Consider the following 24,606-nt stretch of genomic DNA (forward strand, 5'->3'; position numbering starts at 1 on the left):
TCAATGCTGCGACCGGCGTTCAAATTAAGCAGCTGCAGCTCTGAAGGGATAACCGGAACATGAGCTCGCGGTTCTGCACGTAAGCCCTTCGAAACGGCGCACGCGTTCGAACCATATCCGTTGAGTCGTCGGCGACCCGGAAGCTGGCTTCAGCAAAGCGGGAAATTACAGATCATGCTCGGAGACCTGCGTCCGTTACAGAACACTGTGGCTGCGCTTGCTTTGCACCTTGATTCCTCGGTCCCTGCCGTGAACTTTCGCGAAGAGACGAGCGTGATCGAGCGGCACCTTTCTTTGGAGCGCGCCTTTGCCTGCCTCAGCAGCGGCTTTGCCGGAGTGGGATTGCTGCTGGCCTGCATTGGACTTTACGGCACCACGGCCTTTCGGGGGCACTTTCTCCAAGAGATATCCTGCACTGTAGGACTAGATGGCGGAGGGAGAGGGATTCGAACCCCCGGTACGGTTTCCCGTACAGCGGTTTTCAAGACCGCCTGTTTCAACCGCTCACACATCCCTCCGCGGGAGTTGGTGGGTTGGACCAAGGTTATTGTAGCGCAGGTGCCCAGCTGACCAGCCAGTCTCCTGACGGATGCTCTTTGTGTACTGAGCCATGAAGCGTCGGCAAATGCGGTGTGACTCATGTACATTAGATATGAGGGTTTATCCGCATTATTCCTGATGCGCCGCATCGTTTGGCGCTCCCTTGAAAGGATTCTCCTGTTTTGAGCGTTGCCATTCGCAACATTGCCATCATTGCGCACGTCGACCACGGCAAGACCACGCTGGTTGACGCCATGCTGAAGCAGAGCGGGACGTTTCGCGCCAACGAGCAGGTCGCCGAGCGCGTCATGGACTCCAACGACCTGGAACGCGAGCGTGGCATCACCATCCTCGCCAAGAACACGGCCGTGTTCTATCACGACATCAAGATCAACATCGTCGACACGCCGGGCCACAGCGATTTCGGCGGCGAAGTCGAGCGAGCGCTGAAGATGGTTGACGGCGTCATGCTGCTGGTCGACGCCAGCGAAGGTCCGCTGCCGCAGACCCGTTACGTGCTCGGCAAAGCTCTCGAGGCGAGGCTGCCGCCGATACTCGTCATCAACAAGATCGATCGCTCTGACGCGCGCTGCCAGGAAGTGCTGAACGAGGTCTATGACCTGTTTATCGATCTTGACGCGAACGAAGACCAGCTGGATTTCCCGGTGTTGTATACGAACGCGAAACTGGGTACGGCCACAAGCGACCTCGACAAGCCCGGCGAAAATCTGCGTCCGCTATTCGATGCGATTTTGTCGACCATTCCCGAACCGAAGGGCTCGCCCGACGCCACGCTGCAGTTGCTCGTGGCGAACCTCGATTACAGCGATTACCTCGGGCGCCTGGCGATTGCGCGCGTATTCAATGGCACCCTCCACAATGGTGAGGAGGTCGGGATCGCCAAGGCCGACGGGCACATCGACAAAGTAAAAATCACGAAGCTGTTCTCGTTCAGCGGATTGAAGCGCATCGATATTCAGCAGGCCGATCTCGGCGACATCGTCGCCATCGCGGGCGTGACCGGAATCAACATCGGCGACACTATCACGAACTTTGAAGCACCCGATCCATTGCCGCCCATCACGATCGACGAGCCGACCATCGCGATGCGCTTCACGGTGAACACTTCGCCTTTCTCCGGGCGCGAGGGGCAATACGTTACATCGCGCAATCTGCGCGACCGCCTGCAAAAAGAGTTGCTGACAAATGTTTCCTTGCGCGTTGAAGAAACCGACAGCCCCGACACGTTCAAAGTGATGGGACGCGGCGAGTTGCAACTCGCGATCCTGATCGAAATGATGCGCCGCGAAGGTTACGAACTCGCAGTCGCAAAACCGGAAATCGTCACCAAGCAGATTGACGGCAAACTGATGGAGCCTGTTGAGCGGCTTACCATCGACATCCCGGAAGAGTTCATCGGCGTCGTGATTGAGAAACTCGGTGCCCGCAAGGGGCAGATGGACAAGATGCACAATCACGGCTACGGCCGTGTGCGTCTCGAGTTCCGCGTACCGAGCCGCGGCCTGATCGGCCTTCGCAGCGAGTTGCTGACCGACACGCGCGGAACTATCGTGATGAATTCACTTTTCGACGGCTACACCGAATGGCTCGGCGAGATCCCGCATCGTCCGACAGGTGTGCTGGTCGCGGATCGGCCGGGCTCGACGACCGCGTATGCGCTCTATGGGCTTCAGGAACGCGGCGAGATGTTCGTCGGTCCGGGTGTCGAGGTTTACGAGGGCATGATCATCGGGGAGAACTCTCGCGACCGCGACCTCGACGTGAACATCGTTCGCGAGAAGAAGCTCACCAACATGCGCTCGTCGACGGCTGATGAAGCTATACGGCTGGTGCCGCACCGGCAGCTTAATCTCGAACAGGCAATCGAATTCATTGCCGATGACGAACTGGTCGAGATCACGCCGAAGAGCCTGCGGCTGCGCAAGATGGTGCTCCGATCGAACCAGCGCCCGCGAAAGGGTGCGTTGCCAGAAGCAGAGGAGTAAGACTTACTGGAAGAACTCTCCCATGTTCCCCGCGGAACTCCCCGCGCCGGGAACTGCTGACAGTCGCAGTGCTGCTCCAATCAAGCTCTCCAAGTTCTGGTGCTGATACAGACCGCTGCCTTGGTAACCCATCTTCACTTTGGGACTGATCAGGATCGCCGCGACGTGTCCACCACCGTGTGTGGTGTCAGAAGTCTGTGCTTCGTCGAAAGTGATCACGAGCAAGGTGTCCGCGAACGCAGGGCTGGAAATCAGTGGCCCGATGTTCGCTTTCAGCCAGTTGTCAGCGGTTGTGAGGCGGCTTGCGGGCGTGCACGACGAACCGCCGCCGGGACAATCATGCGCGTCGTCTTCGGCGTTCGGAGTGACGAAAGAGAAGTTTGGAAGATTCCCGGAACTGACGTCGGAAGCGAAGTTGGAGAACGGCACAATGTTCTGCGCCAGGGCCGATGAATTCGCGACATCACTGAAATACGAAAACGGCACGTGCCTCTTCAGGTATGGATACGCGTCCCCTCCCAGGTAGCCGGTGGATGGCAGGTTCTCCGCATAGGATTTCCATGTCTTCCCGTCCTTCTGAAACTGGCGCACCAGGTTGTCCGCAGAGACGGTGCCCGTGAATGTATCGTCGTTCGTGACGATCGTCCCGGTCGTCATCATGAAATAGTTGCCGATCGAAGGATGAGCGTTCGCGTAATAGCTCGTCGAGAGTCCGTACTGATTGGCCAGGCCGTTGAGATAGGGCATGGCGGCGCTGCCGATCACATCCGAGTAGCCGGCATTTTCCTCGACTACGACCACCACATGGCTGAACTGCGGAACCGTGCCGCTCGAAGTGTCTATAGTTCCAGAGGCGTTGCTGGAACCACCACATCCCATCGCAAACGAGGCAAGCAAAATAATGAAGATCGAGGGCATGGTTCTAGGGGAGTGCATCTTCTAACCGATGCCACCAGCGGTCGGAGTGTTTGCTGAACCTGGGCCGCACGAAGGTGTGGGCCTTCGCCTCAGTAGTCTGCGCGCGCGACCGCTGAGCCTAAGTCAACTTGGGACAGTCACTCGTAACGCAGTGCTTCGACGGGATCGAGACGAGCGGCTTTGACCGCCGGGTAAATGCCGAAGAACAGGCCCACGCTCATGGCCGCGACGACGGCAAGTCCGATAGCCCATGTCGGCACAGCGGAGGGAACCGAGGGTAGGGCGACGTGAGCGATCATGATGAGGAGGAGTGCAATCAAAACTCCTGAGACTCCTCCCAATCCTGTGAGCACAACCGCTTCTATCAGGAACTGGCGGATGACGTCGCTGCGTTTGGCCCCGATCGCTTTCCGAACGCCAATCTCATGGGTGCGCTCTGTGACAGACATCAGCATGATGTTCATAACTCCGACGCCGCCCACCAGCAATCCAATCGACGCGACCACGATCGTCGCCAGGGCTATCGTGCTCATGATGCTGCGGAACTGTTCTGCGATTTCCTCGGCGCTACTGATACCGAAGCTATCCGGTTTGTGGTAGCCATCGCCGCGCCGGCGTCGCAGCAATCCGCGAATCTCGTCCTCAGCCTGCGCCTTTCGTCCCGGGTATGCTTGCGCTCCAAGAAAGTTCTCTTTGTCCTGCGGACGGTGCTTGCGGTAGGTGTTGTAGGGAATCAGCACGGTGCGATCGGCGCTGTCGTCGCGCAGGAAGATTCCTTTTCTCTTTGCCTGGACGCCAATGATGCGGAACGTCATCCCACCAACCTGGATGTCGTGTCCGACGGCATCGCCAGCAGGAAAGAAGGTTTCGGCGATGTCCCAGCCGATCAGGGCTACCTCGGACCGGTGCATATTCTCAGCGTCGGTAAAGAACCGGCCATACGCCATGTGTGTGTTATAGACCTCTTCATAATCTGGAGTGGCGCCGGAGAACTGAATGTTGTAAACCTCTTTGCCCTCGTACTTCGCGGTGGGAATGAATGTCGGTGGTCCCGGAACGAAGCTCCACGGCACCACTTCCGCTACCGCATCCTTCACGTCCGGACACTCCGCCTTGATCGCTTCGGCATCATCGAGAGTGAGCGGCTTGCGCATGCGCTCTTCGGGCGTGAGGCGGCCGATATGAATGCCAGGCTCGAACTTCGAAATGAAGATTGTCTCGGTTCCGTAGTCGTCCAGGAACGAACGCATATCCTTATCGACGCCATACATGACGGAGAAGACCAGGATAAGGACGATGACGGCGATCACAACTCCCAGCACGGTCAGGAACGACCGCATCTTGTGCTCGCGGAGCGTGGTCAGCGCCATGCGAGCGTTTTCACCGAGTTTGAAGTGCCGTCGAATCGAATTCATACCGAACCTACCTACGTCTCGAAGCGCAGCGCCTCAATGGGGTCGAGTTTGGACGCCCTTCGGGCGGGATAAACGCCGAAGAACAAGCCCACGGCACTCGAGATTCCAATCGCGGTTACGACGGCGGGGATTGGAACCGCCATCGGAACTGGCGTCGTGTGTTCAATCAGAATAGCGAGCAGCCAAGCGACGAGAACACCTATGCCGCCGCCCATCGTGGTCATTACCGCGGTTTCCACCAGGAATTGGCGCAGAATGTCTCCCCGGCGCGCACCCAGACTTTTGCGGATACCGATCTCGCGGGTACGCTCGGTTACGGTCGCCAGCATCACGTTCATAATCACGATCCCGCCGATGACCAGGAAGATGGAAACAATGCCCACCATCGCTCCGGCAAGAGTCCCGGTCATGTTGTTCCAGAGCTGCATGATCGTGTCGGAGCCAAAGATGCCGAAGTTGTCCGGCTGGTCGGGTGTCAGATGTCGTCGGGCGCGCATGATCGCTCGGGCCTCATCCTTTGCCTGTTCCATCCATTCCGGCCCGAGTGCCTGGATGTTGATGCTGAAGCGATTTGTATGCATCCCGTACATCTTGAACCACGTCTGCACGGGGATGTAGACGAAGTTGTCCTGTGGTTGACCCATGACCGAGCCGATGGCCTTCGCCACGCCGACGACGGTGAACGATTCGCCATCGACAAAGACTTCGTGGCCGATCGGATCGACGTTCGGGAAGAGTTTCTTCGCAACGTCGGCGCCGATCATCACGGTGCTGCTGCGGTGCTCGTTGTCAGTGTCGGAGATGTAACGGCCGGACGCGGGTGCCTCGACGTCCATCTCGCCGATGTTGGCAGTGACTCCGCGAATGCTGACGTCCTCGGCGGTGTTTCCCTCGTAACGAATTGGGCCGCTGGAACGACACTCCAGCCCCACGTTCTTTGCCAGTTTCATACCATCGCGAAGCGCAATGTAGTCGTCCCACGTGAACTGGCGGTTGCGCCGCATGGCCTTAACGTAGGACTCCTGGTCATGAATGATGCCGAAACGATTAACTATGAAAACGTCGGAGCCCATGTTGGCGACACGATCCGCGATGTAGACGTTGGTGCCGTGAATGAGCGAGACCACGAGGATGAGCGTGGAAACCGAGAGAATGATGCCCAGCAGCATGAGAAACGAGCGAAGCTTGTGCGTTCGCAGGGTCTCCAGGGCGATCAGGGTCGGTTCGCGAAAGCTGGGGCCGCGCATAGTACCTCAGACTCGTATACGTCCGAGCGAAAGAGAAAGTTCCACCAGGCGGGGCTTTGTCGCGAGGCCTCGAGGACTTAACAACTCTCTATCTTATCTTACAGACGTACAAAGATGAATTTTGGTAGGGACAATCGAGGATCTCGGGAGGCGGACCGGCGCGCCCGCCGGTGGATGGTTTTTCGATGACAGCCCAGTTTACTCCGAACTCCTGTTTTAACCGGGCAAAGTCACTGCTCTGGAATTGCCTCCAGTTGTCGCGCGCGTGAACTTCCGTCTGCCACCGGGGTGCGATTGCCGGCACGAGCGACGCAACGGCGCCGTCCTTTTCCCAATCGGCCAAACTGCTTCGCAATGCCCATGCACGAAAGCCTCGTGTGTCTTCACCCTTATCGCGGCAGTAGTGCGGATTCAGCACGAAGTAAGCGTCGGTCGGCGTGTTATTTCGAATCCAGAGGAAAGCTTGCACCCAATCATTCTTGGGCGTCTGCCCGGGCCACTCGATGTGCGGTGACGCCGGAAACTGCGCCCAGTTGCCGAAATACATGCCAATTGCTATTGGCACGAACACCACCAGCCAACGCCAAGCCGTTCTCCGAAGGAAGAACTCGCCGAGCAAGCCGCCACCGACCACAAGCATGTAGATGTAGATGAAAGTGAACATCCGCATCGGTTGGAACGGTGTGAGGCGTTCAAAAGCGGGCGGAATAACAAGCGCGCCGCCAAGGACCAGGACAAGAGTTCCGTAGAGCGCCAACCGGCGGCAGAACCATGCCAGAACGTTTTCTCCGCGCTTCTCAGCCAGATGGGCCCACCACCAGAACAGGAACATCGGCGCGATGATTCCCAGCCACTCGTACCATTCCCAGCGCAAGAGGTAGTGCTGCGAGCGGGTTCTCGCCGCTTCCATCCATGCGGGCGAGCCCGGTTCAAAGAACTGCCGAACGAATGAAGGAAGAGGAATCAGTAGAAGCGCCGCCGGATGCACCTTCAGAACCTTGATCCACCGCTCCCACGGAATGGCAAGGAACACTAGCAGGCCGAGCCCAAAGGCCGCCATCTGCATCTGCAATGCGAAGGCGACGACAAAGCAGATTCCGGTGAACAGGTACACGAACCAACCTCGCCGCCGATTCTCCCCGGGGAGGAAGTCGGCGAGGGGAAGCAGGATCAGCGCCGTCGCCAGCGCCCGCGGATGCATGTACTGGTCGACGATGAACTGTGCCGTGCCCGCAATCGGGATCAGCATCAATCCCGTGAGCATGGCAAGGCCGGCCCAGACCGCGTATGTCTTCGCAAAACACCGGTCGGCCACCCGCCACACCGCCAGCAGGAGCAGAAAAATTGCCAGAAGATGGAAAAACAGCAGACCCCACTCGACCGACAGATGAGTAAGTCGGGTGAAGTCTGCGACGATCTGGGTGATCAGCGTGTGCTTCGTCTGCGTCTCGAAGAGCGCCGCGTCGTTTGGAAAAAGGGCTGGGTTTAGTGTCCTCAGAATGCCCGGAAGGTAAATAGCCTGGTCTTCTACGCCAACATGATAGCCACTGATGGCAACCGTGGCGGCGGTCAGGGCCAGGAGGCCAGCTGCTCCCCGGTACCCGGGAAGGCAATTGCGCTGTAGTTTCGGAAGGTTCAACCTAACGAACCTAAGCGAATGCACAAGCGGTGTCAAACCAAGGTTCACACCCGTTTGTAATGGGGTTACGGGACCCCTGAACCGTCCGTAACTCTCACGGCAGCCGTTACTTCTGTGATACTGTAACGCGCAGTAATGAGCCGCTCGGCATCGTCCTGCGATTGAGGATATCCGGGCGCTTTTCAACGCAAAAGGGACAAGAAGGATCCCCCGGGAATGCAGGTCTAGCTTATGTTGGGCTTCGGCTTCAACAAGACGAAAGTTCTGGCTTCTGCCGAGCGCTACGTGCAGCAGGGCAAACTGCAGAACGCCATCTCGGAATACGAGAAGATTTCCAAGGAAGACCCCAAGGACGTCACCATACTGAACACGATAGGCGACCTTTACGCTCGCCTCGGTCAGGTGGATGCCGCCGTCAATTACTTCCGCAAGGTTGGCGATCATTACGCGAGCGAAGGCTTCACGGTAAAAGCCATCGCCATGTACAAGAAGCTCACCAAGCTGAATCCGACCGCCACCGAGTCAATTCAGAAACTGGCCGACCTTTACACCCAGCAGGGCCTCTACAACGACGCGCGACAGCAACTGATGATTGTGGCGGACGGTTACATCCGCGCCAACAATCACCACGATGCCGCCCGGATTTTCCAGAAGATGCTGGAACTGGACCCGGAGAACGCGTCGCTGCAATCGAAGCTCGCCGATCTCTACATGAAGATCGGTCAGAAGGACGACGCCAAGAACATCTTCCTGCGGGCCGCTGAAAGCCTTTACCAGCGCGGCACAAAGGATGGCGCGTCCGAATCGCTGAACAAAGTTCTGAATATCGAGCCCGCGAACGTCCGCGCCCTGCAATTGAAGGCGCAACTCGCGCTCGATCGCGGAGAACCCGCACAAGCAGCGCAAGCGTTCGAGAAAATTCCGGATCTTGACTCTCGCCCCGACGCCTTGAAATCGCTGCTGCAGGCCTACGTTCAACTCGGCAAGGTGGACGAGGTCGCCCCAACCGCCAAAAAACTGCTGAGCGTTCACCAGGACATCAGCGGCATGAAACTTTATGCCGACACGCTGCTCGCCACTGGAAAGCTGAAGGAGGCAATTGGCGTTTACCAGGAATTCGCCGATCAGTTAATTGCCGCCAATGGTCCCGCAACGGTTCAGGCGCTCGATGCCTACATCTCCAAGGTCAAGGATGACCCCAAGGCGCTGGAGGATCTCAATAAGCTCTTCCTGAAAGCGGGAGATAACAGCCACTCCGCCGAGATCATGGAATTGCTGGCACATGCGTGTGTCCAGCAGGGAGACCTCACTCGCGCGCGCGATCTCTACAAACAGCTTTCCGAGATCGAACCGGAGAATCCCCTTCATCACCAGAACTTCAAGCAGATCCAGGCCAGGCTGGGCGAAGACTCCACCGTTCGCGAACTCTCGCAGGAGGAAGGCTCGCAGGCGTTGATGGTCGAGGAGTTGGAAACACAGGAAGTGCTGGTCGAGCAGCACTACTCGGATCTCATCGCCAACGCCATCCAGGCGGCCCTCACCGAGTCTGATCTCTTCGAGTCTTACAACGTTCCGAGCAAAGCCATCGCTCCGCTTGAGGCCATGTTGCCCCAGGCCCCCCAGGACGTGCGCCTGAACCAGCGATTGGCGGCGCTCTATGCCCGGCTGGGCCGCAACGGGGAAGCGGCACAGCGCTGTGCGGTGTTACAGAAGGTGTTCTCCGGCGCGGGTTTCCATGAAGAGGCCGTAAAGTACGGCGACATGGCGGCGAAGTACGCACATGCTGGTGGAACGCCGATGCCGGTTGTCGACTCATTCACCCCGGAGCAGATTAGCCCGGCACCAGAGGCCAAACCGCAACCTGCTTTCTCCATCGAACCGGAAGCCACTACCGGCAAGGTCGAAGAGTTCTATTTCCAGGAGGCGCCTGCGGTGGAAGAGCCGCCCGCGACTCCGGCGGCACACGAGTTATCGCCGACCGCGATGGAGTCTGAACCTGCCGCTCATGCCCATGAGATCGACCTCTCCGACGAGTGGGAGAGCATGATGGAGGTTGAGGCACCGGAAGCACGGCCTCAGAGTCAGGATCTAGAAACTCCTGCCAAGGCCGTCGAGCCTGAACCCGAAGTCATTGCCGAAGCGCAGCCGGAGCCAGCGGTCGAGCCAGAATCTACTCCTGAACCAGTGGTCGAAGCCGTGGCACCCGCTCCCGACACGACCATCCCCGACACTATCGAAGAGGTTCGGTTTTACATTGCGCAGGAGATGTGGAGCGAAGCCGCCGCTGCCGTCGATCGGCTTGCGTCGATTGCTCCCGACCTTCCCCAAGTCGAGCAGTTCCAGCGCCAGATTCTTGCGGCCATGGTCGCAGAGTCGACCATGCGGCCGGAGCCGGCAGTTGAAGCGCGCCATGTGCCTGAACCTGAGCCGCCGGTCACGGAAGCCGTCGCCGAACCACAAAACGCCGAACCAGAGCAGCAGGCCTTTGCTGAATCCAGGCTTGACGAAGTCGCACTCTCCGACGAAGCACGCGTTACCGAACTCATCCCTGTCGACGAACCGCTACCTGCTGTACCGGAGTCCGAACCAGTGACGGAGCAGGTCGCGCATCCGGAAGAGTCCGAGGAAGAATACGAAGAAGAGCTCCTGCCGGCGGAGAATCCGCTGGGCCCGGAGACCACGCTTGAAGAACCGATCGCTGCAGTTGAGGCCGAACCAGTTCCCGAGCACGATGTTCTGGATGACTTTGTAAGCGACTTGGAAGCGTCGCTGGGTGACGATTTCACGCTGGGAGCCGGCGGACGAACACCCCCGCCGTTACCAGTCGTCCCAGCCGGCGCTCCGCCAGCACCGACAGTCGCGGAACCCGCCATCGCTGCATATTCGCCCACACCCAGTATCTCGCACCCACGGGAAATAGCTCACGAGGCGCCGGTCTCGCAGCCTTCGATTGCGGCTGTCGCCGCCGCTCCAGCTCTTGCGACAGCGCCCGCTGTGGCCACAGCCCCCGCCGAATCCTTCAGTGATGAGGGAACCTCGCTTCTCCATGACCTTTTCCAGGAATTCAAGGAAGACATGGAAGAAGGCTCTGGCCAGACAGAGGATCCAGAAACGCACTACAACTTGGGCGTGGCATTCAAGGAGATGGGATTGCTGGATGAAGCGATTGGCGAGTTACAGAAAGTGTGCCAGTCCATCGACCACGGCCAGTCCTTCAGCCAGAAAATGCAGGCGTTCACCTGGCTCGCCAATTGCTTCGTAGAGAAGGGCGTTCCCGAGGCATCGTTCAAGTGGTATCAGAAAGCCTTGGGCGAGGCGGACAATGACGAAACCCGTACCGCCATTCACTACGAGTTGGCGTGCGCGTACGAGGTCGCGGGAATGAAGCCGGAGGCGCTTCGGAATTTCATGGAAGTCTATTCTGCAAACATTGATTATCGTGACGTAGCCGAGCGCATCAAACACTTGAAGTCGTAGAATCGTTGTATGGTACCAACCTGGCCTCCGGACGACCAGCGACGTTCGACCGAAAGCCCGAACCCGTTGGCTCCCGAGACTCCGGGGGACCCAGTTGTTTCGAACGGATATTCACAGGGGAGTTCGACTCTGAATCAACCTATCCCGTCCGGCGGTTCCGGACCGCAGCTCGTAACCCAGGATGCGCCCAAGCCGCCCAGTTCCGTTGCCATCTGGCTTGATCGCCTTGGTCTCGTGATTCGCGTCGTCTTCTATATTGAACTGGGAATGCTGCTGGCAGTGCTTCCCTGGACGCGCCTATGGATCAACAACAGCCTCGTCATGGACTTCCCACGCCTGAACGGAATTCTGCAGATGAATTTCGTTCGCGGACTGGTGACCGGCGTCGGCTTGGTCGATATATGGATTGGCGTGTGGGAAGCAGTGCGTTACCGCGAAAGAAAATAGCCGCTAACGCTTCCAAGCTTTGAAGCATCGAATCGCTCCGGTATCTTGCAGTCGGAAAGTTCTCAATGGAATTGAGCGAAAACTAATGTCTGACATTCCAAACCCATCTGAATTCACCAAAGTTCGTTCGCCGCTGGCGTATGAAAACAAAACTTTTCTCAACGGTCCCGACGGGCGCGCCTTGCGCATTCTTTCCGAATACATGGAACCGCTGGCGCGCTTTCGCCATGAGCGCATTCAGGACACGGTCGTGTTCTTCGGGTCGGCGCGCTTCAAGAGCAGCTCCGCTGCAAGCGAAGGCTTGAAAGTGTTGCAGAAGCCGGGCAGTTCGAGGCTCGCCCCCTCCGACGAGCAGGAGAAGCTCAAACGCGCGGAAGTGGCCGTCGACATGGCCCGATACTATGAAGATGCTCGCCGTCTTGCCCACATGTTGACCGAGTGGTCGTTGCATCTGAAGTCGAAGCGCCAGCGCTTCGTCGTCACCACCGGCGGCGGACCGGGCATCATGGAGGCCGCGAATCTCGGCGCGCGTGAAGCCGGCGGAAAGACGATTGGACTGAACATCAGCCTTCCATTTGAGCAGGTGCCGAACCCCTACATCTCGCCCGAGCTGAATTTCGAGTTCCACTACTTCTTCATGCGCAAGCTCTGGTTCGCCTATCTCGCCAAGGCACTGGTCGTTTTCCCCGGCGGATTCGGGACGCTAGACGAATTGTTCGAAATCCTGACTCTCGCGCAGACGGAAAAGCTCGCGAAAAAAATCGCGGTTCTGATCTATGGGGCTTCGTATTGGAAGAAGGTCTTGAATCTGGAAGCGCTCGCGGACGCGGGTGCCATTTCGCCGGATGATGTCCACCTCTTCCACTATGTCGATACACCCGAGCAGGGTTTTGAAATCCTGAAGGACCATCTGACCCGTTACCACCTCAACGCTCCGCCGCCGTCTGCCCGCAAGGTGCCGGAGATCGCGAAAACGCGTGGACTAAATAACGGATTGGATCATCAGCGCTAGTTGACAGCATTCGGCCGGTCGCAACTAAGCTGCCGGCCGAGTTTCGTCATGTTTTTGCTTCCGCTCCTCCTTTTCCATTTCCTTGATCTCTGCCTCGTGCTGTACCACTTTCGCTTGCATGCGGTCCTTTTTCGCCTCCAGTTTCGTTTGCGCGTATAGCCCCATGTAGACGTTCGAAATATAGGGGAGCGCGAAAAACGCGAGCAGGTACCCGCGCCAGTCATCGAACAGCAGTTTGTACCGCGTGATGATGAGAAACACCGCAGTCACGTAGTGACTGAAACAGTATTCGCACGTCCAGACGTAGAAGAACTTACGGCGAAGCACGCTTCGTGCGCTGCGGCTTTCACGATGGAGCCAGTCCCGCGGCTCACGAAAGATTTCCTCATGCGTAACCGTCCACGACGCCGAGGCGATCGGCAGCGCAAGTAGGAACAGCCAAACAACCTGTGTCCCGAGCGACATAAGGAGTTTTGATTCGAAATTATCCCCGCCCGTTTGCTTACACGAATTCTTGGCGAACCTCGCGGCGACGGGTACACTCTCGCCGACGGAGGTTTCATGCGGAAACAAGTCATCTATATCGCAATTCTTCTCATCCTTGCGGCTGGGGTACCCATGATGTCGCAAACAACACCCAAGCACAGTTCCTCGGCCAAGCCGACCGTGGCGGACGCCGAAAAATTCATGAATCAGACCGAAGCGCTCTTGATGGGCCTGAACATCAAGGCCGGTCGCGCCGCGTGGGTGCAGGCCAACTTCATCACCGACGACACGGAAGCAATTGCCGCCGCGGAAAACGAGCGCATGATCGAAGCCATGACCAGGATCGCGCCCGAGGTCAAAAAGTACGACGGCCTGAAGATGCCGCCCGAACTGGCACGCAAATTCCTTCTCCTGAAATTGCAGCTGTTCTCCCTGAGCAATCCTGAGGATCGCGAGGAATACGCGACCCTGGCCAGCGGACTCGAGGGTTCTTACGGAAAAGGGAAAGCCTGCCTGAAGTATGGAAAGGACGCGGGCAAGTGTCTCGACATCGGCGAGGTCGAGAAAATCTTCACGAACAGCCGCGATCCCGAAGAACTGAAAGATGTGTGGACCGCATGGAGCGAAGTCGGCGGGTCAAAGGACTCCACCGGCAAAACCATGCGCCAGCGCTATCAGCGCTTTATCGAATTGCAGAACGCGGGCGCGCGGGAAATGGGGTACAAGGACATGGGCGCCATGTGGCGCGCCGGTTACGACATGACCCCGGATCAGTTCTCCGCCGAAGTGGAGCGCATCTGGAACCAGGTCCGGCCACTGTATGATTCACTGCACGCCTACGCCCGCACGCAACTGATCAAGAAATACGGACCTGGCGCGGTCACAAAAGACGGTCTGATCCGCGCCGACCTGCTCGGCAATCCCTGGGCGCAGCAGTGGAACAACATCTACCCGCTGCTCGCTCCACCGACCACCGCCAAGGGCTACGACCTCACCGAGATCCTGAAAGAGAAGAAGATTGACGAACTTGGGATGGTTCATTACGGCGAGAACTTTTTCAAGTCGCTCGGCTTTGCGCCGCTGCCGCAAAGCTTCTGGGAGCGCTCGCTCTTCATTAAGCCGCGTGACCGCGAAGTCGTCTGCCACGCCAGCGCATGGAGCATCGATTTCAAAGACGATCTCCGGTTGAAGATGTGCATCCAGGTTCGCGATGAAGACTTCGTCACCGTGCATCACGAACTCGGGCACAACTTCTACCAGCGCGCCTACAACAAGCAGCCGTACCTGTTCCAGAACGGCGCGAATGACGGTTTCCACGAGGCCATCGGCGATACCGTCGCGCTGTCGATTACACCGGAATACCTGAAGCAGGTTGGGCTGCTGGAGACGATTCCAGAGACCGACGATACTGCGCTGCTGATGCAGCGGGCTCTCGACAAGGTCTCCTTCCTGCCCTTTGGGCTGCTGATCGACCAGTGGCGCTGGAGGGTCTTCAGCGGCGAGATATCGCCGGCCGACTACAACAAGGCCTGGTGGCAGCTACGCGAGAAGTACCAGGGCATAGCCCCGCCGGTCGCGCGCACCGAGAACGATTTCGACCCCGGCGCTAAATATCACGTCCCGGCGAACGTGCCTTACACCCGCTATTTCCTTGCCGCCGTACTGCAATTCCAGTTCTACCGTTCCATGTGCCGCGAGGCCGGTTACACCGGGCCGCTGTACCGATGCTCATTCTACGGCAACAAGGCCGCTGGCGAGAAGTTCGCGAAAATGCTGGAAATGGGCCAAAGCCAGCCCTGGCCCGTGGCTCTGAAAACACTCACCGGCGAAGACCGAATGGATGGTAGCGCGATGATGGATTACTTCGCGCCGCTCAAGAAATGGCTGGATGAACAGAACGCGGCTGCCAATGCCAAACCCGGCTGGACATTGCCTGACAATCCTCTGGCCGGCCCGGAGAAATAAGCAAGCCATTCTTCAAAAGGGCGGCCGGATCTCTCAGCCGCCCTTTTCTCATTCCATCGGAGGCCATTCCGACGGCTCACACTCAGGGCATTCGTTGTTGATGTAATCCAGCCAGCGAAGCATTTCGGTTACCGGCGGAATTTCATGCAGCGCGGCGTAGACTTCGCCGAATCGATCTGTGATGTAGCATCCCTGAACGAACTTGACGGCAGCATCAGGTCCACCGATTTCTTTGTGAGCAATAGCGGCAACGTCTGTCGCTGCCAGCACATGAGGCAGTCCGGTCACCCATGCGGGCTCGTCGGCGACGATTACGATGACCATCGCGTCCGCGCCGGCAAACTCCTGCTCGAAGGAGGAAAGCCGGTTTACAGCGGCTTCCCCGGTTTCGCGGGCGCCGGCGAATACCAGTACCAGGTTTTGTCTTCCGCGAAAACTCGATAATTCGATGGGATTACCGACGGCATCGACCAGTGCGTAATCCCTTATGCGCACACCTTTGGATGGCGGCTTGCCTTTCGTATTGCAGCGAGCGCTTTCAAGTTGTGACTGAAGCATAGCCCACCTCCCGCAACGTGGATGGTTCAACTACAAACGGCAGCCCACAGGCTGCCGTTCAGCAGAGAGTTCAATCGACGATTCCTTACGAAGAGCATGGCGCTGCATGCGCGTAGCGCACGCCTCCAGCACTCATGGAACCCCTTATATTTTAGCTCCAATCGCAGACATTGGCGTCAGGAGGCCCGAAACGTACAATCGGGTGTATTCACCAACTTTGCATGATCCTGTACTACATCACGGACCGAAAGCAGTTCCCCGGCATCCACACCGAGCAGCTTCATGCGCTTCTTAGCCGAATTACCGCAGCCGCAAAGGCCGGCGTAGATTACATTCAGTTGCGCGAGAAGGACCTGTCGGCGAGGGAGTTGGAATCTCTCGCCCGCCAGGCGCTGCAGGGCGTGCGCGATCACGGTGCGAACACGCGTCTTCTGATCAACTCTCGCGTTGACGTCGCCCTTGCCGTTGGCGCTGACGGTGTACACCTCACGTCCACGGATATATCAGCGGCGGATGCCCGTTCAATCTGGGCGGCATCGGTGGCTCAGACCCGTCCATCTACTCCAGTTCCTTGGAAAGTTGCGGTTTCCTGCCATTCTCCAGCCGATGTTCGTCTCGCCGAATCCCATGGCGCCGATTTTGTCGTTCTGGCCCCAATTTTCGAGAAGGCTCGCACGACCGTACCGCCGCTTGGATTGGCTGCTCTCCGTCAGGCCACCCGCGTTGGGGAGCCGCTCGATAGGCGGGTTGAAGCTGGCGATCAGCGTTCCACGATCCCAGTTCTGGCTCTCGGCGGAATAACAATCGAGAATGCGGCAGAATGCATGCGTGTTGGGGCCGCCGGAATCGCGGGAATCCGAATATTCCAGGAAGGCGACATCACGGAAACCGCCGGGGCACTGAGAGAGTGGAGTTCGCGACCACTCTAGTCTTCCCGTTTCTTCGGCATGATCCAGCGCAGCAGCAGGTGCAGTACCGCCAGCAGCACCGCCGCCCAGAACGCAGGCGCGAACCCGCGTATCGTGAAACCCGGAACGAACTTCGCCGAGAGCAACAGCATCAGCGCGTTGACCACCAGCAGGAAGATTCCCAGGGTGAAAATCGTGAGCGGAAACGTGAGTACCTTCAACACAAGTCCGAGTGTCGCGTTGACAAAGCCAATCACCACGGCGGCGATCAAGGCCGCGCCGAACGTGGCGACAACAAACCCCGGCACCACTCGTGAGACGACCAGGAGCAGGATGGCGCTCAGAAGCCAATTGACGAGCATTCGTAGCATGGTTGTGCATATTATGCTGCGAAGTCAGGCTCACGCAAAGCAACAAACAGCGGTGCTCGGCCGGATTCACGATTATTCCGAACGGGGTACTCTGGGCGGCACGCCTCGCCCGATATCTGTGTCCTGAACTTTACTACCGATTGCCTCTGGCCTAGACTATAGCTATCGCCCCAAGGACCCGTACGGCGGCCCGTGCCGCTGGCGGATGCGACGCATGTTCGTCCCGGCTGCGATTCGGCGGGCGTTTGAATTGGAGGTTTCCATGATTGGCAAACTGGGTCTCCCCGAGATCCTGATTATCCTCGCCATCGCGCTGTTGATTTTTGGCCCCGGCAGGCTCTCCGAGCTGGGCAAGGGATTGGGCGAAGGAATTCGCAATTTCAAGTCCGCGGTGAAAGACGGCGAGACCCCCGCAGACAAAAAGTAGAGTTGAACAGCTGTGAGTACGCGCTCCGCGTCTGGAGCGCGTTTTTGCATCCGGCTCAAGCGCGCCATTGCGACCATCAAATAGCGGCGTGCTCTTTCAACATGCGGTACACCAGAGGCACCGGCAATCCCACAACATTGAAATAGCACCCTTGGATGCGCCGTACGTACCGTGACGCCAGCCCCTGGATCGCGTACGCTCCGGCCCTGTCCAGGGGTTCTCCGCTGGCTGCATAGCTGCGAATCTCAGTATCCGTCATCGGCCCAAATGTCACCTGCGTCGTTTCGCTACGCACGTCCTCCTTGCCATCAGGCGTTACCAGGCACACTCCCGTCGTCACCGTGTGCGTGCGGTCGCTCAACAAGCGCAGCATGCGAATCGCGTCGTCCTGGTCAGAGGGTTTTTCCAGCAGGTGCTCGTCCGTGATCACGATCGTGTCGGCGCCCAGCACAAAACACCCCGGGAACTGCTTTTGGATAGCAACGGCCTTGTCGCGGGCCAGTCGCTTCGTGTACAAAAGCGGCACCTCGCCGGGGGCAGGCGACTCGGGTACGTGTGCGGGTTTTACGCGGAAGGGAATTCCCGCATTACGCAGAAGCTCCGAGCGGCGCGGCGACGACGATGCCAGAATGATCATCAGAGGATTGTAAACGGGCTGAACGGATCAGGGCATGCCCCGCTCACTTTGCTGTTTAAGATGAAGCATCTCTCCGATATCCAATTCGACTCCTAGCAAGCGTGAAAACTGTGTCAATGGTTGCTTTGAATGGCGCGACGTATCGAAACGGTCTGACTGAGTTCCGCGTCTGGGCTCCGGCGGCAGAACGTGTTGTGATTCGTCTGAAGCGTGCCTCTGCTTCCGAGTATCGCGATTTTCCCATGCGCCGGCTGGGGTCATCGGATTATGGGATTCCCGAACTGGGCGATGTTCGTGACGCCGACACCTTCGTCCTCGAGATCGACGCCCATCCCGGCGACCTGTACCTCTACATTATTGATGGCGGCACGCCAGTGCCCGATCCGATCTCGCGCTTTCTTCCCGACGGCGTCCACGGACCGACGGAAATCATCGATCCCACGCAGTTCCACTGGACGGATCAGGCCTGGCACGGGCTCAACTACAACGAATACGTTCTCTACGAACTTCACATCGGCACCTTCACCGAGGAAGGCACGCTCGACTCCGCCATTGCAAAGCTGCCTTACCTGAAAGAACTCGGCGTGACCGCAATTGAACTGCTGCCGGTGAACGCCTTTCCCGGCAAGCACAATTGGGGATACGACGGGGTCGGCCTCTATGCCGTCCAGGCGAGTTATGGTGGCCCGGCGGCTTTGCGCCGTTTTGTCGATGCCGCCCACCACCACGGCCTCGCCGTCGTCCTCGATGTGGTCTACAACCACCTCGGCAACGAGGGGAACTACCTTCGCCAGTTCGGACCATATTTCACCGCGAAACACCAGACACCATGGGGCGAGGCCATCAACTACGACGACGATGGATCCCACGCTGTCCGGCGCTTCGTGATTGGAAATGCGCTCTACTGGATCGACGAATATCACCTCGATGGCCTGCGCCTCGACGCCGTCCAGACTATTAAGGACGATTCGGGCAAACACATCGTCGCGGAAATCGCCGAGCGTGTTCACGAACTTGGCCGCGATCTCGGCCGCATTGTCTCCGTCATGCCGGAGACGGATGAGAACTACGCCCGCTATATCACCCAGTACGGCTGCGATGGCGTCTGGAGCGACGATTTCCATCACGCCGTACATACGCTCCTTACAGAGGAAAACAAAGGGTATTACCAGGACTTCGCTGGCCGCCCTGAACTGCTGTTGCGTGCACTGAACGAAGGGTTCGCGTTTCAAGGAGAGGTGTTCAGGTTCTGGAACGACGTTCGTGGAACCAGTGCCGCCGGGGTTCCGTTACCTGCGCACATCATCTGCATCCAGAACCATGATCAGGTCGGCAATCGCGCCAGGGGCGAGCGCCTCAGTGCTCTGACCTCTCGCGGAGCGCGCAAGTGGGCCGCCGCGCTTCTGCTGCTCGCCCCGCACACGCCGCTGCTCTTCATGGGGCAGGAGTTCGACGAGCAAGCGCCATTTCAGTTCTTCACAGATTACGAGGATCCCACGCTCCAGAAGGCGGTAAGCGAAGGCCGCCGCAAGGAGTTCGCCGACTTCGACTGGACCGAAGTGCCCGACCCCGAGGACGACGAGACCTTTGAGCGCTCTCGCCTGAATTGGGAGTGGACGGATCACCAGAAAGAAATGCTCAACTGGTATCGGGAACTTCTGCAATTGCGCCGAACGCACGTGACGCACGGTCGTCGCACGTGCAAGGCGGAACTCATAGGCGAAAAATGCCTGCGTATGGAAGTTCCCGCCGAATCCCCGGATGTCATCGTCAGCGCCTGCTGGGGCGGAGGGAAGGAAGAACACGCGCGAACCGCCGGCTGGCACACCACCCTGTTCATGGAGGAGGATGGCTATACCGTAAGGGTGTATGTGAGAGGTTAGAAGCAAATCTCCGTCCCCCACATCTACCGCTCCGTGCCTCACTCTGCCGCTTTCAGCAGACGTTGGGTCTGTTAAGCCCTCACCCACACGCAACCCACCCTATCGCTTACTATAGATTCATGTCAGTTCCGTTCGTGAAGTTAGACCACGTGCAACTTGCCATGCCCAAGGGGCACGAAGACGAAGCCCGCCAGTTCTACTGCGCCCTGCTGGGTATGGAAGAACTGCCTAAACCGCCCAGGCTCGCTGCGCGCGGAGGGCTATGGCTCAAAAGCGGCGATGTTCACGTCCATCTCGGCATTGAAGAAAACTTTCGGCCCGCGAAAAAGGCGCACCCCGCACTTACTTGCACCAACTATCGACGGCTCATCGTCAAGCTTCGCGCAGCGGGTGTGCCAGTCCGCGAAGACCACGAGATTCCCGGCATAGATCGATGCCACATTGAGGACGTCTTCGGCAACCGCATCGAGCTCATCGCTCTCTGAAGCGGTTTGCGCCCTAACCCCTTGTCGCGTCCCGACAGGGTGGGGGCTTTTCGGATGCTACAATCAACCTTACAGCCCTACATGCCGCGCGCAGCCGTTTCCTGCGCTGCGCATGCGCGGTGCTCCCTGTACTTACGATGGACCGCTCTTTCATCCGCAACTTCGCGATCATTGCCCATATTGACCATGGGAAGACGACGCTCTCCGACCGTCTGCTCGAGGCCACTGGCGCACTCTCGGCCCGCGAAATGCAAGGACAGGAACAGGTGCTGGACGCGATGGAGTTGGAGCGCGAGCGAGGTATCACCATCAAGGCGCACTCGGTCCGCATGATGTACAAGGCGCACGACGGCGTTACCTACCAGTTGAACCTGCTCGACACGCCCGGCCACGTCGATTTCAGCTATGAGGTTTCCCGGTCGCTGGCTTCCTGCGAAGGCACCATTCTGCTGGTCGATGCTACCCAGGGCGTCGAGGCGCAGACGCTGGCCAATGCTTATCTGGCGATCAATCACGGCCTCGAAATCATCCCGGTGATCAATAAAGTCGATCTTCCCAGCGCGGATGTAGAGCGGACCAAAGAGATGATCGAAGGCGCCGTGGGTCTTGATGCCAGCCACGCGCTCCCAATCAGCGCCAAGACCGGTCTCGGCGTCGCCGAAGTGCTGGAGGCGGTAGTCCATCGGATCCCGCCGCCAAGAGGAAATCCGGAAGCGCCGCTCGAAGCCCTGATCTTCGACTCCTGGTTCGATCCCTATCGCGGCGTCGGCGTGCTCGCGCGCGTCGTCCATGGCGTCCTTTACAAGGGCCAGAAAATCCGGTTCATGTCGAACGGCAAAACCTTCGACGTCGAGTCCCTTGGCGTGATGACCCCCAAGCAGGTCGAGATGGACCGCCTGGAAGCCGGCGAAGTCGGATACCTGTTCGCAACCATCAAGAACGTCGCTGATACGAAGATCGGCGACACCATCACCGACGATGCACATCCCGCGATAGATCCTCTGCCCGGATTCGAAGACATCAAGTCGATGGTGTTCGCCGGCTTGTACACCGTCGACTCGCACGAACACACCGCCCTGCGCGAAGCCCTCGAAAAGCTGCGTCTCAACGACTCCTCGTTCTTCTTCGAACCCGAGAGTTCCGCAGCCCTCGGCTTCGGTTTCCGCTGCGGCTTCCTTGGCCTGCTCCACATGGAAATCATCCAGGAGCGCCTGGAGCGCGAGTTCGACATCGACCTGATCGTCACGGCGCCAGGCGTGCGTTACAGAATTACGCTTACTGACGGCCAGGTGGTCGAAGTCGACAATCCCTCGAAGTGGCCCGACCCGACGCTCGTTGAAAAAATCGAAGAACCGATCATCACCGCCACGATTCTCACCGCGGAAGAATACGTCGGCAGCATCCTGAAACTTGTCGAGGAGAAGCGTGGCCGACAGAAGAACTTCGAATACGTCAGTTCCAACCGAGTGATGCTGACTTACGAGCTGCCCCTCAACGAGATCGTCCTCGACTTCTACGATCGTCTGAAGACCGTCTCGCGCGGCTATGCCTCTCTGGATTACCACCTTTCCGGCTGGTGGGATTCGCCCATGGTCAAACTGGATATCCTCGTCGCCGGCGACCCTGTCGACGCCCTGTCGTTGATCGTGCACAAGGATCACGCTTACGAACGCGGTCGCGCATTGGTGACGAAAATGCGCCAACTCATTCCGCGCCAGCAGTTTGAGGTTCCCATCCAAGCGGCGATCGGCGCCAAAATCATCGCTCGGGAAACGGTGGCTGCCCTCCGCAAAAATGTTCTCGCAAAGTGCTACGGCGGCGACATCACCCGTAAGCGCAAACTTCTCGAGAAGCAGAAGGAAGGCAAGCGCCGGATGAAACGTGTCGGTAAAGTTGACATCCCGCAGGAAGCTTTTCTGGCCGTCCTCAAGGTCAGCGGTGAGACCAGCTAACATTAACCAGAATGTAACGTTGGGGCGCTGCGCAGACCCGGCCACGAAACTCCTCGTGTTTCTTTCTTACACGGTAAGTTGCTGAAAATTGACACACTTCTCAGCGTCACCTGTTTGTGGGATGGATCACATCCTAAGGTGACATGTGTGCAAAACTGCTTAGACCGTATTTTCCGGCCAATCAACCCGCAAACTGTCAAGCCAGAATTTCTCGGGTGAGTAACGCCTCATTTATCAACCACATGCGAACCGCGAAATCGCCCTCGTTGAGGTGCAATTGCGATGATTTTCCCGGACAAGGGTACAGCCACGCTTTTCTTCCACATACTTTTCCACAGGCCGGATTGCCGTGACCTGATCGCTCCGATGACTTCAGTAACGCAAGACCGCGCAAATCCAACACGAATCTGACAATCGGCAAACCGGAGTAGCTGTGCAGCATTCATGGGGCAGTCAAGAACATTCATGAAGATGGATTCGCGGCACCCACAAAAAAAGTGCCTCGCCGTAAATCGCGGATCTGATCGACGAGGCACAGAGCCAGGGCAAGGTTCAGTTTTGCTGCAAGGTGAAATTTACCGTGATCTGCGTTTCAACCTCCACTGGTTGACCATTCAGGATGTACGGGCGGTATCGCCACTGCCGAACCGCATCGATGGCTGCCGGAATCAGCAGCGGGTGACCAGCCAAGACTCGAAGCCGCGTAATCCTTCCATTGCTGTCAATGACTGCCGCCAGAAGAACTTTGCCTTGCGTGCGTGTCGCCTTGGCCATTGCCGGATAAACCGGTTGCACTTGCCTGATCAGCATTCCCAGCGCCAAGTGCGAAACCGGATAGGGTTTCGCATGAGTGAGGGTCGGCGGAGCAGGGTTGACAACGGGCCTCGCCCCGTCAAGCAGCCAATTTGGAAATCCATCGCCACGCTGTACCAGGCCGCCGCCGGGGACGTATGGTAGGTTCGGGTCGAACGGTTGAGTGGACGGACCAGCGTTCGCATGTGGGTGCAAATTGTGGCCGGCCCCGACGTAGATTGCGGTCGTTTCGTGATAGGGCACCGGTGCCGCATTCGGATGCCTCTCGTTAACCGCCGTGGGTCCTGTGTCGACGTTCGTCATTCCAAGAGGCGTAACGAGGTGTTCTGCGAATCTTGGCGCGACGGCTTGCGTGTATCCAATTGGTGCGAGGACCAGCAATGCCAGTCCGGCGGCTTGCAGCGTGAAGGATGCGATAGTGGTCCAGTTTCTCGCAGTGCTGCGCGGATTTTCCAGTGCCAGGCTCTCAAACATACTCCCTCTCCAAATTGACCCGGCTTCAGGCGCGGACCCCGGCATTTGCGGGATGTTTAGAGGTTCCGGCGACCGCGCCCACCTCTACCCCAACAGACACCGGAGCGAGAAATCAGTTCGAGAGCTTGGAAAAAATAAAAATCAGAAAATCCGGGAACTTTAGAACGACCGTCGGACGACAATGATGAGAAGGGTGGAAACAAAAAGGGCGCGACAGTCGTCGCGCCCTCAGCGTCAACTTAATTCAACTACTGTTTCGGTTTCGAACTCGGTCTGGAAGAAGCCATTCCGCCGGGTGCCTTCGCGGCCGCGCCAGGCTTTGTCGCAGCCGGCGCCGTGGTTCCTGCCGGCTTAGGCGGCGCGGGTACGCCGGAGGCGGCGTTGTACTCCTGCACCAGTGCCGGGGTGATATTCACGGCTTCGGTCGCCCACAGGACGTTGCTTTGCTGGTCTCCGGCTTCCAGAACGACGGCGAAGGCATTCTCCTTCGCGTACTTATCTAGAACCTGCAGCATCTTCTTTCCGATGCGGTTGATGATTTCCTGCTGCTGCTGGTTGAAATCACCCTGCGCATCTTCGAGGTCGCGCTGGTACTGCTTCTGCTTGCTGTCGATCTGCTTCAGCAGGTTGTCGCGCGCATCCTGGTTCAGTTTGTCGCCCTGGGCTGTGTACTGCTTCTTGAGGTTGTCAACTTCCTTGCCAAGGTTGTCGAGCGCGACTTTCTTCGGCTCGAACTGCTTCTGCAGAGCCATCAGATCGCGCTGGCCCTCGTTGCAGCCGAAAATCGCGCCCTGGATGTTCACTACGGCGATCTTGGTGCCGCCGGTTGCCGTGGGGACAGCCTGCGCCATGCTGGGCGCGGCAAGAACCGGCACAAACATGGCGAGCGCCAACGCCGGGAGGAAACGAGCAAAGTTGCGTTTCATTGTGTTGCTTGACTCCTTGA

At 58.2% G+C, this 24,606-nt stretch carries 20 protein-coding genes and 1 tRNA gene; 10 read left to right on the forward strand and 11 right to left on the reverse strand.

Features of this window, described 5'->3' with window-relative positions; all coding sequences use genetic code 11:
* Positions 1 to 428: 428 nt before the first annotated feature.
* A tRNA-Ser gene (locus ROO76_10595) sits at positions 429 to 518 on the reverse strand.
* 204 nt (positions 519 to 722) lie between these two features.
* Here ROO76_10595 and typA point away from each other — a divergent pair.
* Positions 723 to 2,546 carry a translational GTPase TypA gene (typA, locus tag ROO76_10600; GenBank protein ID MDT8068599.1) on the forward strand — a complete coding sequence of 608 codons (1,824 nt, stop codon included), beginning with the start codon at positions 723 to 725 and terminating at the stop codon, positions 2,544 to 2,546.
* 3 nt (positions 2,547 to 2,549) lie between these two features.
* On the opposite strand, the gene ROO76_10605 is transcribed toward typA, so the two are convergent.
* From ROO76_10605 to ROO76_10620, 4 genes are all read right to left on the reverse strand, one after another.
* Positions 2,550 to 3,482 (reverse strand): alkaline phosphatase family protein, encoded by a 933-nt coding sequence (locus tag ROO76_10605; protein MDT8068600.1) that lies wholly within the window; start codon positions 3,480 to 3,482, stop codon positions 2,550 to 2,552.
* Between the two features lie 119 nt (positions 3,483 to 3,601).
* Positions 3,602 to 4,879: an ABC transporter permease gene (locus ROO76_10610; protein MDT8068601.1), complete on the reverse strand. Its 1,278-nt coding sequence runs from the start codon at positions 4,877 to 4,879 to the stop codon at positions 3,602 to 3,604.
* Positions 4,880 to 4,890: 11 nt separating this feature from the next.
* A complete protein-coding gene (locus ROO76_10615) occupies positions 4,891 to 6,126 on the reverse strand; it encodes an ABC transporter permease (protein ID MDT8068602.1) in 1,236 nt (411 codons plus the stop codon).
* A gap of 88 nt (positions 6,127 to 6,214) precedes the next feature.
* Positions 6,215 to 7,765, reverse strand: a complete 1,551-nt coding sequence (locus ROO76_10620) for a glycosyltransferase family 39 protein (GenBank protein MDT8068603.1) — start codon at positions 7,763 to 7,765, stop codon at positions 6,215 to 6,217.
* A gap of 231 nt (positions 7,766 to 7,996) precedes the next feature.
* Between ROO76_10620 and ROO76_10625 the strand changes: the two genes are divergently transcribed.
* The 3 genes from ROO76_10625 to ROO76_10635 all read left to right on the forward strand — a co-directional run bounded on the left by ROO76_10625 (position 7,997) and on the right by ROO76_10635 (position 12,701).
* Positions 7,997 to 11,242: a tetratricopeptide repeat protein gene (locus ROO76_10625; protein ID MDT8068604.1), complete on the forward strand. Its 3,246-nt coding sequence runs from the start codon at positions 7,997 to 7,999 to the stop codon at positions 11,240 to 11,242.
* A 9-nt stretch (positions 11,243 to 11,251) separates the two neighbouring features.
* Entirely contained in the window at positions 11,252 to 11,689 is a 438-nt protein-coding gene (locus ROO76_10630; protein MDT8068605.1) for a hypothetical protein, read from the forward strand.
* 85 nt (positions 11,690 to 11,774) lie between these two features.
* Entirely contained in the window at positions 11,775 to 12,701 is a 927-nt protein-coding gene (locus ROO76_10635; protein MDT8068606.1) for a TIGR00730 family Rossman fold protein, read from the forward strand.
* A 24-nt stretch (positions 12,702 to 12,725) separates the two neighbouring features.
* Here the strand turns inward: ROO76_10635 and ROO76_10640 are convergent, their stop codons facing one another.
* Positions 12,726 to 13,166: a hypothetical protein gene (locus tag ROO76_10640; GenBank protein MDT8068607.1), complete on the reverse strand. Its 441-nt coding sequence runs from the start codon at positions 13,164 to 13,166 to the stop codon at positions 12,726 to 12,728.
* A gap of 96 nt (positions 13,167 to 13,262) precedes the next feature.
* Here ROO76_10640 and ROO76_10645 point away from each other — a divergent pair, with 96 nt between their 5' ends.
* Positions 13,263 to 15,152, forward strand: coding sequence for a M2 family metallopeptidase (locus ROO76_10645; GenBank protein MDT8068608.1), 1,890 nt, complete (start codon positions 13,263 to 13,265; stop codon positions 15,150 to 15,152).
* A gap of 48 nt (positions 15,153 to 15,200) precedes the next feature.
* Here the strand turns inward: ROO76_10645 and ROO76_10650 are convergent, their stop codons facing one another.
* Entirely contained in the window at positions 15,201 to 15,710 is a 510-nt protein-coding gene (locus tag ROO76_10650; GenBank protein MDT8068609.1) for a hypothetical protein, read from the reverse strand.
* Positions 15,711 to 15,931: 221 nt separating this feature from the next.
* Here ROO76_10650 and ROO76_10655 point away from each other — a divergent pair, with 221 nt between their 5' ends.
* Positions 15,932 to 16,639, forward strand: a complete 708-nt coding sequence (locus tag ROO76_10655; protein MDT8068610.1) for a thiamine phosphate synthase — start codon at positions 15,932 to 15,934, stop codon at positions 16,637 to 16,639.
* Here ROO76_10655 and ROO76_10660 read toward each other — a convergent pair.
* Positions 16,636 to 16,980: a phage holin family protein gene (locus ROO76_10660; GenBank protein ID MDT8068611.1), complete on the reverse strand. Its 345-nt coding sequence runs from the start codon at positions 16,978 to 16,980 to the stop codon at positions 16,636 to 16,638. The two genes, ROO76_10655 and ROO76_10660, sit on opposite strands and share 4 nt — an antisense overlap.
* A gap of 223 nt (positions 16,981 to 17,203) precedes the next feature.
* On the opposite strand from ROO76_10660, the gene tatA reads away from it, so the two are divergent.
* Positions 17,204 to 17,416 carry a twin-arginine translocase TatA/TatE family subunit gene (gene tatA, locus ROO76_10665; GenBank protein ID MDT8068612.1) on the forward strand — a complete coding sequence of 71 codons (213 nt, stop codon included), beginning with the start codon at positions 17,204 to 17,206 and terminating at the stop codon, positions 17,414 to 17,416.
* Between the two features lie 76 nt (positions 17,417 to 17,492).
* On the opposite strand, the gene ROO76_10670 is transcribed toward tatA, so the two are convergent.
* Entirely contained in the window at positions 17,493 to 18,053 is a 561-nt protein-coding gene (locus tag ROO76_10670; protein ID MDT8068613.1) for a Maf family protein, read from the reverse strand.
* A 101-nt stretch (positions 18,054 to 18,154) separates the two neighbouring features.
* On the opposite strand from ROO76_10670, the gene treZ reads away from it, so the two are divergent.
* The 3 genes from treZ (at position 18,155) to lepA (ending at position 22,373) form a co-directional block, all read left to right on the forward strand.
* On the forward strand, positions 18,155 to 19,936 hold the full coding sequence (gene treZ, locus ROO76_10675; GenBank protein MDT8068614.1) for a malto-oligosyltrehalose trehalohydrolase: 1,782 nt from the start codon (positions 18,155 to 18,157) through the stop codon (positions 19,934 to 19,936).
* Between the two features lie 119 nt (positions 19,937 to 20,055).
* Positions 20,056 to 20,421: a glyoxalase gene (locus ROO76_10680; GenBank protein MDT8068615.1), complete on the forward strand. Its 366-nt coding sequence runs from the start codon at positions 20,056 to 20,058 to the stop codon at positions 20,419 to 20,421.
* 137 nt (positions 20,422 to 20,558) lie between these two features.
* Positions 20,559 to 22,373, forward strand: coding sequence for a translation elongation factor 4 (lepA, locus tag ROO76_10685; GenBank protein MDT8068616.1), 1,815 nt, complete (start codon positions 20,559 to 20,561; stop codon positions 22,371 to 22,373).
* Between the two features lie 552 nt (positions 22,374 to 22,925).
* On the opposite strand, the gene ROO76_10690 is transcribed toward lepA, so the two are convergent.
* Both ROO76_10690 and ROO76_10695 read right to left on the reverse strand, forming a co-directional pair.
* On the reverse strand, positions 22,926 to 23,660 hold the full coding sequence (locus ROO76_10690; GenBank protein MDT8068617.1) for an energy transducer TonB: 735 nt from the start codon (positions 23,658 to 23,660) through the stop codon (positions 22,926 to 22,928).
* A gap of 248 nt (positions 23,661 to 23,908) precedes the next feature.
* The gene (locus ROO76_10695) at positions 23,909 to 24,586 is read right to left on the reverse strand and encodes an OmpH family outer membrane protein (protein ID MDT8068618.1); all 678 of its coding nucleotides are present in this window, start codon (positions 24,584 to 24,586) and stop codon (positions 23,909 to 23,911) included.
* Between the last annotated feature and the right edge of the window lie 20 nt (positions 24,587 to 24,606).

The organism is Terriglobia bacterium (genome assembly GCA_032252755.1).
Taxonomy (GTDB): Bacteria; Acidobacteriota; Terriglobia; order Terriglobales; family Acidobacteriaceae; genus JAVUPY01.

Coding starts and splice junctions, on each gene's coding strand:
- ROO76_10605 (MDT8068600.1), bottom strand. CDS start 3,482: ATGCACTCCCCTAGAACCATGCCCTCGATCTTCATTATTTTGCTTGCC.
- ROO76_10610 (MDT8068601.1), bottom strand. CDS start 4,879: ATGAATTCGATTCGACGGCACTTCAAACTCGGTGAAAACGCTCGCATG.
- ROO76_10615 (MDT8068602.1), bottom strand. CDS start 6,126: ATGCGCGGCCCCAGCTTTCGCGAACCGACCCTGATCGCCCTGGAGACC.
- ROO76_10625 (MDT8068604.1), top strand. CDS start 7,997: ATGTTGGGCTTCGGCTTCAACAAGACGAAAGTTCTGGCTTCTGCCGAG.
- ROO76_10630 (MDT8068605.1), top strand. CDS start 11,252: ATGGTACCAACCTGGCCTCCGGACGACCAGCGACGTTCGACCGAAAGC.
- ROO76_10635 (MDT8068606.1), top strand. CDS start 11,775: ATGTCTGACATTCCAAACCCATCTGAATTCACCAAAGTTCGTTCGCCG.
- ROO76_10640 (MDT8068607.1), bottom strand. CDS start 13,166: ATGTCGCTCGGGACACAGGTTGTTTGGCTGTTCCTACTTGCGCTGCCG.
- ROO76_10645 (MDT8068608.1), top strand. CDS start 13,263: ATGCGGAAACAAGTCATCTATATCGCAATTCTTCTCATCCTTGCGGCT.
- ROO76_10650 (MDT8068609.1), bottom strand. CDS start 15,710: ATGCTTCAGTCACAACTTGAAAGCGCTCGCTGCAATACGAAAGGCAAG.
- ROO76_10655 (MDT8068610.1), top strand. CDS start 15,932: ATGATCCTGTACTACATCACGGACCGAAAGCAGTTCCCCGGCATCCAC.
- ROO76_10660 (MDT8068611.1), bottom strand. CDS start 16,980: ATGCTCGTCAATTGGCTTCTGAGCGCCATCCTGCTCCTGGTCGTCTCA.
- tatA (MDT8068612.1), top strand. CDS start 17,204: ATGTTCGTCCCGGCTGCGATTCGGCGGGCGTTTGAATTGGAGGTTTCC.
- ROO76_10670 (MDT8068613.1), bottom strand. CDS start 18,053: ATGATCATTCTGGCATCGTCGTCGCCGCGCCGCTCGGAGCTTCTGCGT.
- ROO76_10680 (MDT8068615.1), top strand. CDS start 20,056: ATGTCAGTTCCGTTCGTGAAGTTAGACCACGTGCAACTTGCCATGCCC.
- lepA (MDT8068616.1), top strand. CDS start 20,559: ATGGACCGCTCTTTCATCCGCAACTTCGCGATCATTGCCCATATTGAC.
- ROO76_10690 (MDT8068617.1), bottom strand. CDS start 23,660: ATGTTTGAGAGCCTGGCACTGGAAAATCCGCGCAGCACTGCGAGAAAC.
- ROO76_10695 (MDT8068618.1), bottom strand. CDS start 24,586: ATGAAACGCAACTTTGCTCGTTTCCTCCCGGCGTTGGCGCTCGCCATG.